This window comes from Streptomyces chryseus, assembly GCF_014650755.1.
Taxonomy (GTDB): Bacteria; Actinomycetota; Actinomycetes; order Streptomycetales; family Streptomycetaceae; genus Streptomyces; species Streptomyces chryseus.
This window is the reverse complement of sequence record NZ_BMVO01000006.1, coordinates 67,290-80,090: the sequence shown is the minus strand read 5'-3', so window position 1 is coordinate 80,090 and position 12,801 is coordinate 67,290. Positions and strand designations below refer to the sequence as shown.

11 protein-coding genes and 2 pseudogenes are annotated in these 12,801 nt (G+C 74.0%); 6 read left to right on the top strand and 7 right to left on the bottom strand.

Going from position 1 to position 12,801, the window contains the following annotated elements; genetic code table 11:
• Nucleotides 1-82 precede the first annotated feature (82 nt).
• Both IE185_RS12550 and IE185_RS12545 read left to right on the top strand, forming a co-directional pair.
• On the top strand, nt 83-538 hold the full coding sequence (locus tag IE185_RS12550) for an SRPBCC family protein (RefSeq protein WP_138893989.1): 456 nt from the start codon (nt 83-85) through the stop codon (nt 536-538).
• A 32-nt stretch (nt 539-570) separates the two neighbouring features.
• On the top strand, nt 571-2,208 hold the full coding sequence (locus tag IE185_RS12545) for a phytoene desaturase family protein (protein WP_138893988.1): 1,638 nt from the start codon (nt 571-573) through the stop codon (nt 2,206-2,208).
• Between the two features lie 63 nt (nt 2,209-2,271).
• Here the strand turns inward: IE185_RS12545 and IE185_RS12540 are convergent, their stop codons facing one another.
• Both IE185_RS12540 and IE185_RS12535 read right to left on the bottom strand, forming a co-directional pair.
• Nucleotides 2,272-2,760 carry an ANTAR domain-containing protein gene (locus IE185_RS12540; RefSeq protein WP_229843466.1) on the bottom strand — a complete coding sequence of 163 codons (489 nt, stop codon included), beginning with the start codon at nt 2,758-2,760 and terminating at the stop codon, nt 2,272-2,274.
• 160 nt (nt 2,761-2,920) lie between these two features.
• Nucleotides 2,921-3,637 (bottom strand): flavodoxin family protein, encoded by a 717-nt coding sequence (locus tag IE185_RS12535; RefSeq protein ID WP_138893987.1) that lies wholly within the window; start codon nt 3,635-3,637, stop codon nt 2,921-2,923.
• Nucleotides 3,638-3,902: 265 nt separating this feature from the next.
• On the opposite strand from IE185_RS12535, the gene IE185_RS12530 reads away from it, so the two are divergent.
• Nucleotides 3,903-4,394, top strand: coding sequence for a GtrA family protein (locus IE185_RS12530; RefSeq protein WP_229843465.1), 492 nt, complete (start codon nt 3,903-3,905; stop codon nt 4,392-4,394).
• A gap of 73 nt (nt 4,395-4,467) precedes the next feature.
• On the opposite strand, the gene IE185_RS12525 is transcribed toward IE185_RS12530, so the two are convergent.
• From IE185_RS12525 to IE185_RS12510, 4 genes and pseudogenes are all read right to left on the bottom strand, one after another.
• On the bottom strand, nt 4,468-4,860 hold the full coding sequence (locus IE185_RS12525; protein WP_138893986.1) for a hypothetical protein: 393 nt from the start codon (nt 4,858-4,860) through the stop codon (nt 4,468-4,470).
• Nucleotides 4,861-4,887: 27 nt separating this feature from the next.
• Nucleotides 4,888-5,748, bottom strand: a complete 861-nt coding sequence (locus IE185_RS12520) for a C40 family peptidase (protein WP_138893985.1) — start codon at nt 5,746-5,748, stop codon at nt 4,888-4,890.
• A gap of 13 nt (nt 5,749-5,761) precedes the next feature.
• The gene (locus IE185_RS12515; RefSeq protein ID WP_189715149.1) at nt 5,762-9,703 is read right to left on the bottom strand and encodes an nSTAND1 domain-containing NTPase; all 3,942 of its coding nucleotides are present in this window, start codon (nt 9,701-9,703) and stop codon (nt 5,762-5,764) included.
• A 152-nt stretch (nt 9,704-9,855) separates the two neighbouring features.
• Nucleotides 9,856-10,734: pseudogene (locus tag IE185_RS12510) on the bottom strand (MFS transporter); the annotation flags it as partial.
• 135 nt (nt 10,735-10,869) lie between these two features.
• Between IE185_RS12510 and IE185_RS12505 the strand changes: the two are divergent.
• Together IE185_RS12505 and IE185_RS12500 are read left to right on the top strand one after the other, a co-directional pair.
• Nucleotides 10,870-11,429, top strand: a pseudogene (locus IE185_RS12505) (GlxA family transcriptional regulator); the annotation flags it as partial.
• A 161-nt stretch (nt 11,430-11,590) separates the two neighbouring features.
• Entirely contained in the window at nt 11,591-11,893 is a 303-nt protein-coding gene (locus IE185_RS12500; protein ID WP_189715148.1) for a type B 50S ribosomal protein L31, read from the top strand.
• 9 nt (nt 11,894-11,902) lie between these two features.
• Here the strand turns inward: IE185_RS12500 and IE185_RS12495 are convergent, their stop codons facing one another.
• Entirely contained in the window at nt 11,903-12,211 is a 309-nt protein-coding gene (locus tag IE185_RS12495; RefSeq protein ID WP_138893983.1) for a hypothetical protein, read from the bottom strand.
• Between the two features lie 177 nt (nt 12,212-12,388).
• Between IE185_RS12495 and IE185_RS12490 the strand changes: the two genes are divergently transcribed.
• Nucleotides 12,389-12,589 (top strand): hypothetical protein, encoded by a 201-nt coding sequence (locus IE185_RS12490; RefSeq protein WP_138893982.1) that lies wholly within the window; start codon nt 12,389-12,391, stop codon nt 12,587-12,589.
• Nucleotides 12,590-12,801 lie beyond the last annotated feature (212 nt).

The following is a 12,801-nucleotide window of genomic DNA, read 5'->3' as shown; positions in this document are numbered from 1 at the left end:
CCGGGAGGCCGGCAGGAGTGGGGCGTCCTAGGCTGGGCACCCGGGGGCCGGTGATCGAATCCGTCCAGCCGTTGGAGGGCCCATGGCCGTACGTCATCAGCTGATCCGCACCTCGCCCGAAGCGGTGTGGGCGGTCCTGGCGGACGGGTCGCGGTACAGCGACTGGGTCGTCGGCACCTCGGACTCCCGGCCCGCCGAGGGGCATTGGCCGGACGTCGGAGCGTCGATCGAGTACACCGTGTCCATCGGGCCCTGGACGCTGACCGGCCGCACGATCGTCCGCCGCACCGCGCCCCCGTACGAGATCGAGCTGGAGGCCGACAGCGGGTCGCTCGGCACCGCGAGGATCGCCATCGAGGTCCGCCCCTGGGGAGACGACGCCCTGGTCGTCCTCGACGAGCACCCCCTGCGCGGCGTGGGCGGCGCGCTGCACAACACGGCGCTCGACGCCGTGATCCAACTGCGGCACCGCAGCATGCTGAGCAGACTGGCCAAGGTCGTCGAGAGCACGCAGAGGCGCGCGAACGCGTCGTACTGAAGCCGCGTGGCCGGGGTGGACAGGAGTCAGCGATGCCGGACGCCGTAGTCATCGGCGCGGGCCCCAACGGGCTCGTCGCAGCGAACCTGCTGGCCGACGCCGGCTGGACCGTGGAGGTACTGGAGGCCCAGCCGGAACCGGGCGGCGCCGTCCGCAGCGACCGGGGGGTCCACCCCGACTTCGTCAGCGACCTCTTCAGCGCCTTCTATCCGCTGGCCGCCGCTTCCCCCGTGCTGGCCCGCCTGCGCCTGCACGAGTACGGGCTGCGCTGGAGCCACGCCCCCGCCGTTCTGGCGCATCCGCTCGCCGACGGGCGGTGCGCGGTCCTCGAACGCCGCGCGGCGGACACCGTCGCCGGACTGGAGGAGTTCGCCACTGGCGACGGCGCGGCGTGGCAGGGGCTGTGCGACGTCTGGGGCCGGCTCGGTCCGGACATCCTCGGTGCCCTGTTCACCCCGTTCCCGCCCGTACGCTCCGGCGTCCGCCTCGCGGCCCGGCTGCGCGGCGCGGGCGGGCTGCGTCTGGCCCGGACGATGCTGCTCCCGGTACGCCGGCTGGGCGAGGAGGAGTTCCGGGGCGAGGCGGGCAGGCTGCTGCTGGCCGGCAACGCCCTGCACGCGGACCTCGCCCCGGAGGCGGCGGGCAGTGGCGGTTTCGGCTGGCTCATGTCGATGCTCGGCCAGAGTCACGGCTTCCCGGTGCCGGCCGGTGGCGCCGGCGAGTTCACCGCCGCGCTCGTACGACGCCTGAAGGGCCGGGGCGGCGTGGTGCGCTGCGGCGAGCGCGTCGTCGAGGTCGTCGTACGGGCGGGGCGGGCCGTGGCCGTGCGCACGGCGGGCGGCGAGACGGTGCCGGCCGGGAAGGCCGTACTGGCGGACGTGGCCGTGCCGGACCTCTACGGCGGGCTGGTCGACGTACGGCACCTGCCCGGCCGGTTCGTACGCGACCTGCGCGGCTTCCAGTGGGACTTCGCCACGTTCAAGGTCGACTGGGCCCTCGACGGCCGCGTGCCGTGGACCGCCGGGCAGGCGTCGACCGCGGGCACGGTGCACCTGGCCGACGGCGTCGACGGCCTCACCCGGTTCGCCGCCCAGATCGCCATGGGCCAGGTGCCCGACCGGCCCTTCGCGCTGTTCGGCCAGATGACGACGGCCGACGCCACCCGTTCACCCGCCGGCACCGAATCGGCCTGGGCCTACACCCACGTCCCGCACGTGATCAAGGGCGACGCTGGCGACGACGGCCTGACGGGAGCGTGGGACGAGCGCGAGCGGGAGGCGATGGCGGACCGGGTGGAGGCCCAGGTGGAGCGGTACGCTCCGGGCTTCCGGTCGAGGATCCTGGCCCGCCGCGTCCTCGCTCCGCCGACGCTCCAGGCGATGAACGCGAACCTCCACGGGGGCGCGATCAACGGCGGCACGACCGCCGTGCACCAGCAGCTCGTCTTCCGCCCGGTCCCCGGCACGGGCCGCCCGGAGACACCCGTCGAGGGGCTCTACCTCGCCTCGGCCGGCGCGCACCCCGGCGGCGGCGTCCACGGCGCCCCGGGGGCCAACGCGGCCCGGGCGGCGCTGCGCGCCCGCTCCGTGCGCGGCGTGCTCACCCGTGGCCAGCGTGTGCTCAGCCGGCGCGACCGGAGCGGCGAACGCGAAGACCCCGACCGGGCGTGAACCACGCCGGGCCGGGGCCGGGGAACGCCCGCCCGGCGTCCGGGGACGGGGGCGGGCGACCGTTCACACGGCGGTGTCGGGCCGCGCGGAGCGCGATTCGAGCCGTGCGAAGGCGTGGTGCAGGGCGGTGCGCAGCGGCCCGCTGGGAGGCGGCCCGTCGACGCTGTCGACGAGACGCTGGGCGATCTCGCGCAGTTCGATGTTGGTGTGCCGCGAGACGTCCACCAGTACCTGGAACGCCTCCTCGTGGGTGCAGCCTCCCAGGGTCATGACGACGGTGCGCGCCAGACCGATCACCGGGCGGGTCTCGAAGGTGTGCCACAGGACGGTCAGTTCCTTCTTGCGTGCCTTGTCCGCGACGGGCGCCGGGGCCGGGACCGCTTCCAGGGCCGCCTGGGCGGCGTGACACTGGGCGGCGTCCGACGCGTGCCAGGACTGGTCGTCGTGTTCCCGGTGCACGGGAGCCTCGCTGTCCGCGGCGAGCATGTCCGCGGCGAGCGAGTCCGCGGTGGTGGTGTCCGCGGTGGTGGTGCGGTCGTCGTTCGTTGTCATGACTCCGGCCCTTCTGACCAGTCTGCCGACGGCCCCGGGGCGCATGCGGGGGGCGGTCGGCGGCCCGCCGTTCGGACGTGCTTCCTGCTTGATTCCCTGTTTCTGCCGTTTTGAGGCGGTGGGGGGTGATGTTGATGTCCGAAGGCTGCCGGCCACCGCCTCAGCGGTGCTCGGGGTTGGGAAAGTCCGGCCGGCAGCCGGCGTCCCACGCGGAACGCTGGTTGCCGTGGGCCGGTACGCCGCCCGCCTGCTTGAGCATCGCCGCCAGGTGCATCAGGTTCCAGCTCATGAAGGCCGTGTTGCGGTTGGTGAAGTCGTTCTCGGGACCGCCCGAGCCGGCGTCCAGGTAGGAGGGCCCGGGCCCCGCTTCACCGATCCACCCGGCGTCGGCCTGCGGCGGGACGGTGTAGCCGAGGTGCTGGAGGCTGTAGAGGACGTTCATGGCGCAGTGCTTGACGCCGTCCTCGTTGCCGGTGATCAGGCAGCCGCCGGCCCGCCCGTAATAGGCGTACTGCCCCCGGTCGTTGAGGATGCCGGAGCACGCGTACAGCCGCTCGGTCACCTGCTTCATCACGGAGCTGTTGTCACCGAGCCAGATCGGTCCGCACAGCACCAGGATGTCGGCCGCCATGACCCGCTCGTACAGCCCCGGCCACGCGTCGGACTCCCAGCCGTGCTCCGTCATGTCCGGCCACACACCGGTCGCCAGGTCGAGGTCGACAGGGCGGACCACGTCCGTCGTGACGCCGTTGTCCTCCATCACGGCGCGGCTCCTGTCGATCAGCCCCTGCGTGTTGCTGACCTCCGGGGAGCGCTTCAGCGTGCAGTTGAGGAACAGGGCGCGCAGGTCGTCGTAGCGGTACGTCGGCGTGGTCATCGGCGGTTCTCCTCGCGGGTCGTCCCCCCGGACAACCCTGGCGCACGGAGGGACGGATCCGGCGCACCGACCCGGCCGCCACACACCGTCCGGCCGGTTACCGCGCCGCACGGGGTTCTCGCCGGGCCCGGGTTCGGCCCTAGGGACGCGGTGGGAGGAACCCCGACAAGAGTCGGGGTCGGGTCCTGCCGTCCGGGTGATGTGCGGGCGGGGAGCCGTGCGGTGGAATCGGACCACCGGCTCACCCGCTCCCCGGAGGCTCCCCGTGACCACCCGTACGCACCCGCGTCCGCTTCACCCGACGGCCCTCGCCTTCGCGCGCTTCGTCGTCTGCGGCGGCGGTGTCGGGCTGGCCTCCAGCGGTGTGCTCCTGCTGCTCCACGCGCACATGCCGCTCGCCGTCGCCAACGCTCTGGTCACCGTCGTGTCCACCCTCGTCGCGACCGAACTGCACGGCCGGGTGTCGTTCCGCAGCGAGCGGAGCGGCTGGGCGGTCCACCTCCAGTCCGGCCTCACCGTCCTGGTCGGCTACGCGTTCACGACCGGTGCGCTGCTCGGCCTGTACGCCCTGCGGCCCGATCCCTCGGTCCTCACCGAGCAGGCGGTCTACCTCGGCGCTTCGGCTCTGGCGGGCGTCGGCCGGTTCGCGGTCCTGCGGCTCGTCGTCTTCGCCGAATGCCCGGATCCGGCCGCCGGATCCCCCGCTCCGGGCGCCGAACCGGCCCTCAGCAGGGCGGCCGTGGTCATCGCGGCGTAGCGCCTGGCTGCCTGGAACGCACGTGTGCCGCCCCTCGTCGGCCGGGGGCGGCACACGGCTCACTCAGGACCCGTCAGCACTCGCGCAGGCCGGGCGCCGGGTCCACCGACGTGTGGACGTCCACCGCCGCCATGTTGCCCCACTGGCCGTTGTCCAGCTTGGTCCAGTACCAGATGTTGTTGCCGCCCGGGTGGCTGTCGCCACGGCCCCAGCAGGAGAACCAGCTGAAGGTCGTGTTCATCTGCCCGCGCACCGCGGACGCGTACGAGCGGTGCTCGTAGCCCTTGGCGCCGGCCCGGTTCCCGCAGTACAGCTTGCCGTCCGAGCGGACCCCGCACTCGGCGGCCGGTCCGGCGGGCGCGGCCGTGGCGGGGGCCGTGGCGCCCGCAAGGCCGGCCGTCAGCGCGGTCGCGGCGACGGTGATCGCGAGCTTCTTGGCCAGGGTGAGCTTCGGGTTGGTGTTCATCGTTGTCTCCTTGAGGTGTGGTGTGTGCTATCGGCAGGTGGGCACGCCGTCGAGCCAGGCCGGGCCCTTGATGTAGATGTTGGTGATCCACGCCCTGTGGTCCGGCAGATAGGACCAGGCGTCGTTGGTGATGCCTTCCGCGGTCACGGACTGCGCGTGTTTCTGACACTCGACGCGCACGGATGTCGGGCCGGCGAACCTGTGCACCCGGGCGCTCGTCGTGGACGGCTCCACGTGCGTCCACACGTCCGTCCCCCACGTGCTGAACGTTCCCTGCCCCGGCGAACCGCCGACGCGCACGGCTCCGAAGAAGTCGCCGCCCGTGCGCACGTCGCTGACCGTGACGCGGGTGCCGGACTGCCTCGCCTCGACCATCTTTCCGGCGCCCAGGTAGAGCGCGACGTGGTGGACCTTGCGGGCGCTGCCCCAGACCAGCAGGTCGCCGGGCACCAGCGGCCCGGTCCCGTCCGAGGCGCCGAAACGGGCCGTCGCGTACGGGCTGGTGTACTGGCTGTGGGCGGTGCCGTTCAGGATGTCCCGGCCGGTCGCCTCGGCGTAGGCGTACCTGACCAGACCGGAGCAGTCGAAGCCGCGCCGCTGGGGGTCGTGTGCGCTGGCCGGGTCGGTCGGATCCACCGTCCCGTAGGTGGGTCCGGGCGCCGGGCCGTGGCCGCCGCCCCACGAGTACCAGACACCGATCTGCGAACAGGCGGTGCGTACCGCCTTCTCGGCCGCCGCCGAGGCTCCGGGCGCGAGGACGTCGCACCCCTCGGCGGCCGCCGCCTGCGGCGCCGCGGCCCGGGCGGGCTGCCCGGCAGCGGCAGGCCGGGCGACGAGCGACAGTGCCACGGCCGCCGCCGCTGCCGCCGCTCTCCATCGGTTGCGCATGTCTGATCCCCGTTCATGTTCCGTCAGGAGTCCGGCCGGTCGCCTCGCGAGGCTTGACCGGGTTCGTGGTGTTCGCCGGGTTCGACCCGTTCGGTCCGGCCCTTCGAGCCTGGGGCGTGGAGCCCGCGGCTGTCGAGGACTCAGCTGTCTCCTGGTGCGACAGGAAACGGGAAACGCTCCGGGAAACGGCTCTCACGTCGGTGTTCCACAGCCGCACGGTGCCGTCGTTGCTGCTGCTGACCACGGCTCGCGTCCGGGGGTCGAAGGCGACGCCCCACACCGCGCCGGTGTGGCCGGTGAGGGTGGCGGTGAGCCGGTGGCGCGTGGTGTCCCACAGCCGCACGGTGCCGTCGCTCCCGCTGCTCGCCAGCATCCCGCCGCCTCCGGCAGGTCCCGTGCGCGCACCGGGGTCGAACGCGACCGCCCGGACCGCGCCGCTGTGGCCGGTGAGCGTGGCGGTGGGGCGCCGGCGCACGGGGTCCCACAGGCGCACCGTGCCGTCGTTGCCGCTGCTCGCCAGGGTCCGCCCGTCCCGGCTGTACGCCACACCGCGCACCGAACCCGTGTGCCCGCGCAGCACACCGCGTGCCCGGTGGTCCGCCACGTCCCACAGCCGCACGGTCAGATCGTCACCGCCGGCCGCCAGCGTCCGCCCGTCCGGGCTGAACACGACGGCGTTCGCGAAGTCCTGATGGCCCGTGAGGGTGGTGAGCAGTCGGTGGCGGCGTATGTCCCAGAGCTTGACCGTACGGTCGGCGCTCGCGGAGGCGAGGAGGTGTCCGTCGGGGGAGAAGGCGACGCCGAACACGGAGCCGGTGTGGCCGGTGAGGGTGGTCAGCGGTCGGTGGCGGCGTATGTCCCAGAGCTTGACCGTACGGTCGGCGCTCGCGGAGGCGAGGAGGTGTCCGTCGGGGGAGAAGGCGACGCCGAACACGGAGCCGGTGTGGCCGGTGAGGGTGGTCAGCGGTCGGTGCCGCCGCACGTCCCACACCTTGACCGTACGGTCCACGCTCGCCGACGCCACGACCCGGCCGTCCGGGGCGACCGCGGACTGCCACGCCTCGGCGAACGGGCGCGCCGTCAGGGCCGCCCGGTCCAGGTCCCACAGCACCACCGACTGGTCGAAGCCCGCCGTCGCCACGAGATTGCCGCCGCTGACCGCCGCCCCCAGCGCGTAGTCGGTGTGCCCCGCCGGCGCGGCGGTCACCCGGTGGCTCGCGGTGTCCCACACCTTCGCCACTCCTTCCCCGCCGGCGCTGACGACGGTGGCGCCGTCCGCGCCGTACGCCACCGCGTTGACGTCGTCGCTGTGCCCGGTGAGGGTGGCCTCGGCGCGCCGGTGGCGTACGTCCCAGAGCCTGACCGTGCGGTCCGCGCCGCCCGAGGCGATGCCGCGCCCGTCCGGGCTGAAGGCGATCCCCAGAACGCCGTCGCTGTGCCCCCGCAGCGTCACCGGCGTCCCGCGCCCGGCCGCGTCCCAGATCCTGATCGTGCGGTCCGCGCTCCCGGAGGCGACGCTGCGCCCGTCCGGGCTGAACGCGACCCCGTGCACGCTGTCCCGGTGGCCCCGCAGCGTCGCCAGCGCCCGGCGGCGCGGCACGTCCCAGACCCGCACCGTGCGGTCCGCGCCGCCCGACGCGAGGGTCCGCCCGCCCGGGCCGAAGGACACCGACCGTACGGCGCCCCCGTGGCCGAGCAGCGTCCCGGCCGGGTGACGGTCCGCCGCGCCCCACAGCCGCACCGTGCCGTCGGCGCCCGCCGACGCGATCAGCCGCCCGTCCGGGCTGAACGCCACGGAGAGCACCGGGCCGCCGTGACCCGTGAGCGTGTCCACGGCGCGACGGTGGTCCGCGCCGCCCCACAACCGCACCGTGCCGTCCGAACTGGCCGATGCCAGCAGCCTGTCGTCGGGGCTGAACGCCACGCTGTTGACCCGCCCCGTGTGCCCGACGAGACGCCCGGCGAAGTACTGCGCCTGCGTGCTCAGCAGCGCGCCGCGCGCCTCGGTGGTCGGCGCGGTGCGATAGGCCTCGGCCGCCAGGCGCATCGACGCCTCGGGCTGTCCCGACGCCAGCGCGCCGGACCGTACCGCCATCGCCTGGGACTGCGCGACCCGGCGCTCGTCGACCGCGCGCGAGCGCTGGTGGAACGCCGTGCCGCCGGCGAGGAGCGCCAGGACGAGCAGCGCCCCCAGCAGCACCAGCAGCCTGCGGTGGGTGCGGACCCGGCGCCGCTGGGCCTCCTTCCCGGCCACTTCCTGCGCCCGGCTCGCGTCCAGGAACTCGTGCTCGTACGGACCGAGTCCGGCCCGCCCGTCGGTCTGCTCCGCCCACTCCCGCACGGCGGCGAGCCGCGTCCCCCGGTACAGCAGCCCGGGGTCGCGACCCTCGCGCACCCACTCGGCGGCGGCCTCGGCGAGCTGCTGGTGGATGAGCAGCCCGGCGCGGTTGGTGCCGATCCAGCCGCGCAGCCGGGGCCAGGCGCGCAGCAGCGCCTCGTGGGTGATCTCCACCGCGTCGCGGTCGACGGTGACGAGCCGGGCCCGGACGAACGCGTCGAGCGCCGTCTCCACCGCGTGCCGGTCGGGCAGTTGCTCCAGCAGCCGCTCACGGCTCGCCCTGCGCCGCGTCGCCGCGTCGCTGTCGCCGCCCCCGTCGCCGCCGCCGTCCCCCGCGCCGACCTGGACCAGTCGCACCAGTACCCGGCGCGCCATCTCCTGCTCGACGGGCCGCAGCCGGGTGAACACCGCCTCGGCCGTCCGGGCGATGGCTCCGTGGATGCCGCCGGTCGTCTCGTACCCCGCGACGGTGAGCGTGCGGTCGGTGCGCTGCTGCCAGGTGACCAGCAGGGCGTGGGCGAGCAGGGGCAGGGCGCCGGGAGAGGCTGGCGCGAGGTCGTCCTGGCCGTCGCCCCGGCCGGTGCCGGCGGCTCCCACGTCGCGGAGCAGCAGGCCCACCAGCCCCGCCTCCAGGGTCAGCCCGGCCCGCCGGGCGGGAAGCGTGATGGACTCGCGCAGTTCGGCGCCGGTCATCGGGCCGAGCGCGAACAGGCCGTGCGAGAAGACGGCCGCCAGCTCCGGGTGGTCGAGGCACCGGCCGCTGAAGTCGGCCCGTACCCCCAGCACCACGACGCCCGGCGGCGGTACATCGTCCCCGTCCGTGTCCGCCGGGACGGCGAGCGCGGACAGCACCGCGACGAACGCGCGTCGCTCCGCCTCGTCCGCGCACAGCGTGAACGTCTCCTCGAACTGGTCCACCAGCAGCACCAGCCGACGTGTCGACAGCAGCGTCCGTACGGCGTCGGCCAGCCCCCCGGGCCGGGTGCGCAACGACTCCGGGCTCACGGCGGGCCCCGATCCGAGCGCCTCGGTCACACAGCGCAGCAACTCCTTGAGCGGGTGCGCGGTGGGCGTGCACACCGCCACCGGCCAGCCGCTCGAACCCTCGACGGGCAGTGCGCCGCGCCGCAGCGCGGGCACCAGACCGGCCCGCAGCAGCGACGACTTGCCCGCCCCCGAGGAGGCGACGACCGCGAGAGGTCCGGTGCCGGCCCGTTCGGCGAGCCGGCCGACCAGCTCGGCCGTCGCCCGCTCCCGCCCGAAGAACCACCGCGCGTGCTCGGGCCCGAAGGCGGCGAGGCCCCGGTACGGGCACACCGCGTCGGCGGGGTGCGGCAGTTGCGCAGCCGGCGCCGCTGCCGACGACGACGGTGCGGGCGGGCGGCGGGCCGCCGGTACGTCGGCGACCAGCCGCAGCAGGGCGCCGCCCGCGTCCAGTGCCTCGTCGCAGCGTCTGGCCACGTCCGGCGTGGGCGGCTTGCCACCGTTCTCGATCTTGCTGAGGTAGCCCTTGCTGTAGTGGATCGACCGGGCGAGCGCCGTGAGCGAGATGCCCCGCTCGCCCCGCAGGCGCCGTAGCTCTTCCCCGAAGGAGCATGCGCCCCGAACCCCGTCCATGCCGGGCACCGTACAGGTCGATTACAGTCAGTTTCCTCGCGTAGTACCGCCTTTGCCTGAATTCTGCTGAGCGGGGCTTGATGTCCCCTGGGTTGGGGTAGGGGGCCGGATCCTCCTGACGCCGCCGCCCGGGGCCGTACGACCGTCAGCGCCAGCAGCGCGCCGGTCCCGCACAGCGCGCCGACCCCCACCCACAGCGGGTCGCACGAACCGAACGCGTCCCACGCCACGCCACCCGCGAACGCGGCCAGGCCCGCGCCCAGTTGGTGCGCCGCCGCGACCCAGCCGAACACGATGGCACTGTCCCCGCCGTACAACTCCCGGCACAGCGCCAGGGTCGGCGCCACCGTGGCGACGTCGAGGAGCCCGAAGAGCACGACGAAGGCGACCAGCGGCGTTCCGACGTGCGCGGTCAGCAGCAGGGGCAGGACGAGGAGGGTGAGGCCGCGCAGCGCGTAGTACGCGGCGAGCAGCCGGCGGGGGTCGAACCGGTCGGTCAGCCGGCCCGAGGCGAGTGTTCCCGCGATGTTGAACACGCCGATCGTGGCGAGCAGCGAGGACGCGGTCGTCCCGGGCATGCCGTGGTCGTGCGCGGCGGGGGTGAAGTGGGTCCACATGACGCCGTTCGTGGACGCGCCGCAGATCGCGAACGTCGCCGCCAGCAGCCAGAACGGACCCGTGCGCGCCCATCGCGCGAGCACGTGAACCGTCCGACGGGCCGCCCCGCGAACGGTCGCGGACCGTTCCCGGGACGCGTCGGCGTCGTTCTCCGGAGCGCCGTAGGGCCGTAGTCCGACATCCGTCGGACGATCGCGCAGCACCAGGAGTACGAGCGGCAGCGCCGCCAGCGCCGCCAGCGCCGCCACCACGAGCGTCACGGTCGCGGCGCGCCACGCGTACCGCTCGACCGTCCAGGACAGCAACGGCGGGAACACGAACTGCCCGAACACGCCGGCCGCCGTGAGCGCGCCGGTGACCAGGCCGCGGCGGCGCGCGAACCAGCGGCCGGTCACGGTCGCGGCCACCGTCATCGCCATCGACCCGCAGCCCGTTCCGACGAGGAAGCCCACCCCAGTACGTACTGCCAGGGCTCCGTCATCACCGCGGTGAACAGCGCTCCGCAGGAGACCCCCACGGCCGTACTCGTCCGCGACGGGCTGCTCACCATGGAACTGGGCATCGTCCACCGGCTCTTCGGACAGGCCCTGTCCCCGGCGGGCGAGCCGCTCTACGAGGTCCTGACGTGCACCCCGGAACCGGCGACCTGCGCACGGACGCCGATGTCACCGTCCGTGTCGCGCACGGCACGGACATCCTCGCCGAAGCCGACACCGTGATCGTCCCGGCCTCCGACGAGGACTGCACCCCCCGCGCGGCGCCCTGTCTCCCGCCCGCGCTGGCGAAGGCCCTGCACCGGATCCGTCCCGGCGCGCGCGTCGCCTCCATCTGCACCGGCTCCTTCGTCCTCGCGGCGGCCGGACTCCTCGACGGGAAGCGCGCCACGACGCACTGGCGCTCGGCCGCCGACCTCCAACGGCTGCACCCTCGCGTGCGGGTCGACCCGGACGTGCTCTACACGGACGACGACGGCGTACTCACGGCGGCGGGCGTCGCCTCAGGCATCGACCTGTGCCTGCACATGATCCGCGCCGACCACGGCTCACGGGTGGCCAACGAGGTGGCACGCGGCACGGTCGTGCCGCCGCACCGCGACGGGGGCCAGGCGGCGGTCGGCTTCGGTACGGCGGTGTCGCTGCGCCAGCACCTGCATGCCGCCCTGGGGGTCTCCCCCGCGGTGACGGATGCCGACGGGCGCCGTCCGGCTTAGCCTGAGAAGGCCCGATCCGTACGCGCGCACTCCCCGTACCACGAGGCAAGGAGCCACACGTGAAGCCGGACGCCAGCATCTCCTATCAGCAGGTGGTCTTCCGCGACCGGGCCGCGGGCTACGCGTTCCTCACCCGGTCGACGGCCACCAGCGAGAACACCATCGAGTGGGACGACGGCAACACGTATCCCGTCGTCGACGTCGAGATCTCCTCGGAGAGCCACCCGTTCTACACCGGCAAGGCACGGACCGTGGACACGGAGGGGCGGGTCGCGCAGTTCCAGCGGCGGTACGGGCAGGAAGGGCAGGGCGATGGGCACGGGCAGAGCGGTCCGGCCGGCCAGGACCGGCCACCGGCGTAGAGCCGTCGGCTACATGTCTTCCAGTTCCTCGTCGAGGCCTTCGAGCTCCTCGTCCAGGCCCTTGAGCTCGTCGTCCTCCTCCTCATCGTCGAGGGCGTCCGGATCGACGTCCGGTTCCTCCTCGGAGAGAAGCTGGTCCAGCGACTCGCCCCGATGCGCCTCCTCCGCCGTGTTGCCGAAGAACTCCGCGGGCGACCAGTGCTCGGGGGGCGCGATCCCGGCATCGAGCGGGTCGTACTCCAGGTCGTCGCTCTCGAGCGTGTCCTGCGCGTCGAGGACGCCGTCGTCCTCGGGAGGAACCGTGTTGTCTTCGCTCATGTGTCCCACTCCGTGCCTCGTTGGCCCGATTGGGCTGCCCACATTGCCCACGCTCCCGCAGGCGGGCGCCCCTCGCATCCGGAACGTGAGAACGAGCGGAGCCGGGGATGTGCACCGGATGCGCCGCGGGTACGCGGGAACCAGAATGCCGACTGATCGACGAAACAAGGAGGCGGTATGAGCGAGGAATCCGTTTCGAGGCCGAAGCCGTCGGAGGTGACCCCCGACAGCCTGCTCCACACCGGTGCCACCGACAACGTGACGCCCGAGGACCTGGTGCTCTCCTCGGGGCGTGACGTGACTCCGGCGACTCTGGAGTGGGCGCGGCGCCGGCTGGAGAAGGAGGGCCGGGCGGCGCTCGACACCCAGCTTCCTTAGAGAGCCCTGACATCACACCGGTACGCACGCACTCCGCCCCGCACAGAACGCTCTGTGCGGGGCGGAGTGCCGGCGGGGAGCCGCCCGGCCCCGGGGGGAGCCCTGGAGCGGGCCGGGCGGCCGGTTCGGCGTCACGGGGGCCGCTGCTCCGGTGACGCCTCTTCGAGCCCGCCTGCCCCGTACGGTGCGCCCGGTGGCATCCGCATGGCCGA

What these genes read in the sequence shown, in the direction of transcription:
- IE185_RS12525 (WP_138893986.1), bottom strand. Translation starts at nt 4,860, where the DNA reads ATGAACACCAACCCGAAGCTCACCCTGGCCAAGAAGCTCGCGATCACC.
- IE185_RS12535 (WP_138893987.1), bottom strand. Translation starts at nt 3,637, where the DNA reads ATGACCACGCCGACGTACCGCTACGACGACCTGCGCGCCCTGTTCCTC.
- IE185_RS12495 (WP_138893983.1), bottom strand. Translation starts at nt 12,211, where the DNA reads ATGAGCGAAGACAACACGGTTCCTCCCGAGGACGACGGCGTCCTCGAC.
- IE185_RS12540 (WP_229843466.1), bottom strand. Translation starts at nt 2,760, where the DNA reads ATGACAACGAACGACGACCGCACCACCACCGCGGACACCACCACCGCG.
- IE185_RS12550 (WP_138893989.1), top strand. Translation starts at nt 83, where the DNA reads ATGGCCGTACGTCATCAGCTGATCCGCACCTCGCCCGAAGCGGTGTGG.
- IE185_RS12545 (WP_138893988.1), top strand. Translation starts at nt 571, where the DNA reads ATGCCGGACGCCGTAGTCATCGGCGCGGGCCCCAACGGGCTCGTCGCA.
- IE185_RS12515 (WP_189715149.1), bottom strand. Translation starts at nt 9,703, where the DNA reads ATGGACGGGGTTCGGGGCGCATGCTCCTTCGGGGAAGAGCTACGGCGC.
- IE185_RS12520 (WP_138893985.1), bottom strand. Translation starts at nt 5,748, where the DNA reads ATGCGCAACCGATGGAGAGCGGCGGCAGCGGCGGCGGCCGTGGCACTG.
- IE185_RS12490 (WP_138893982.1), top strand. Translation starts at nt 12,389, where the DNA reads ATGAGCGAGGAATCCGTTTCGAGGCCGAAGCCGTCGGAGGTGACCCCC.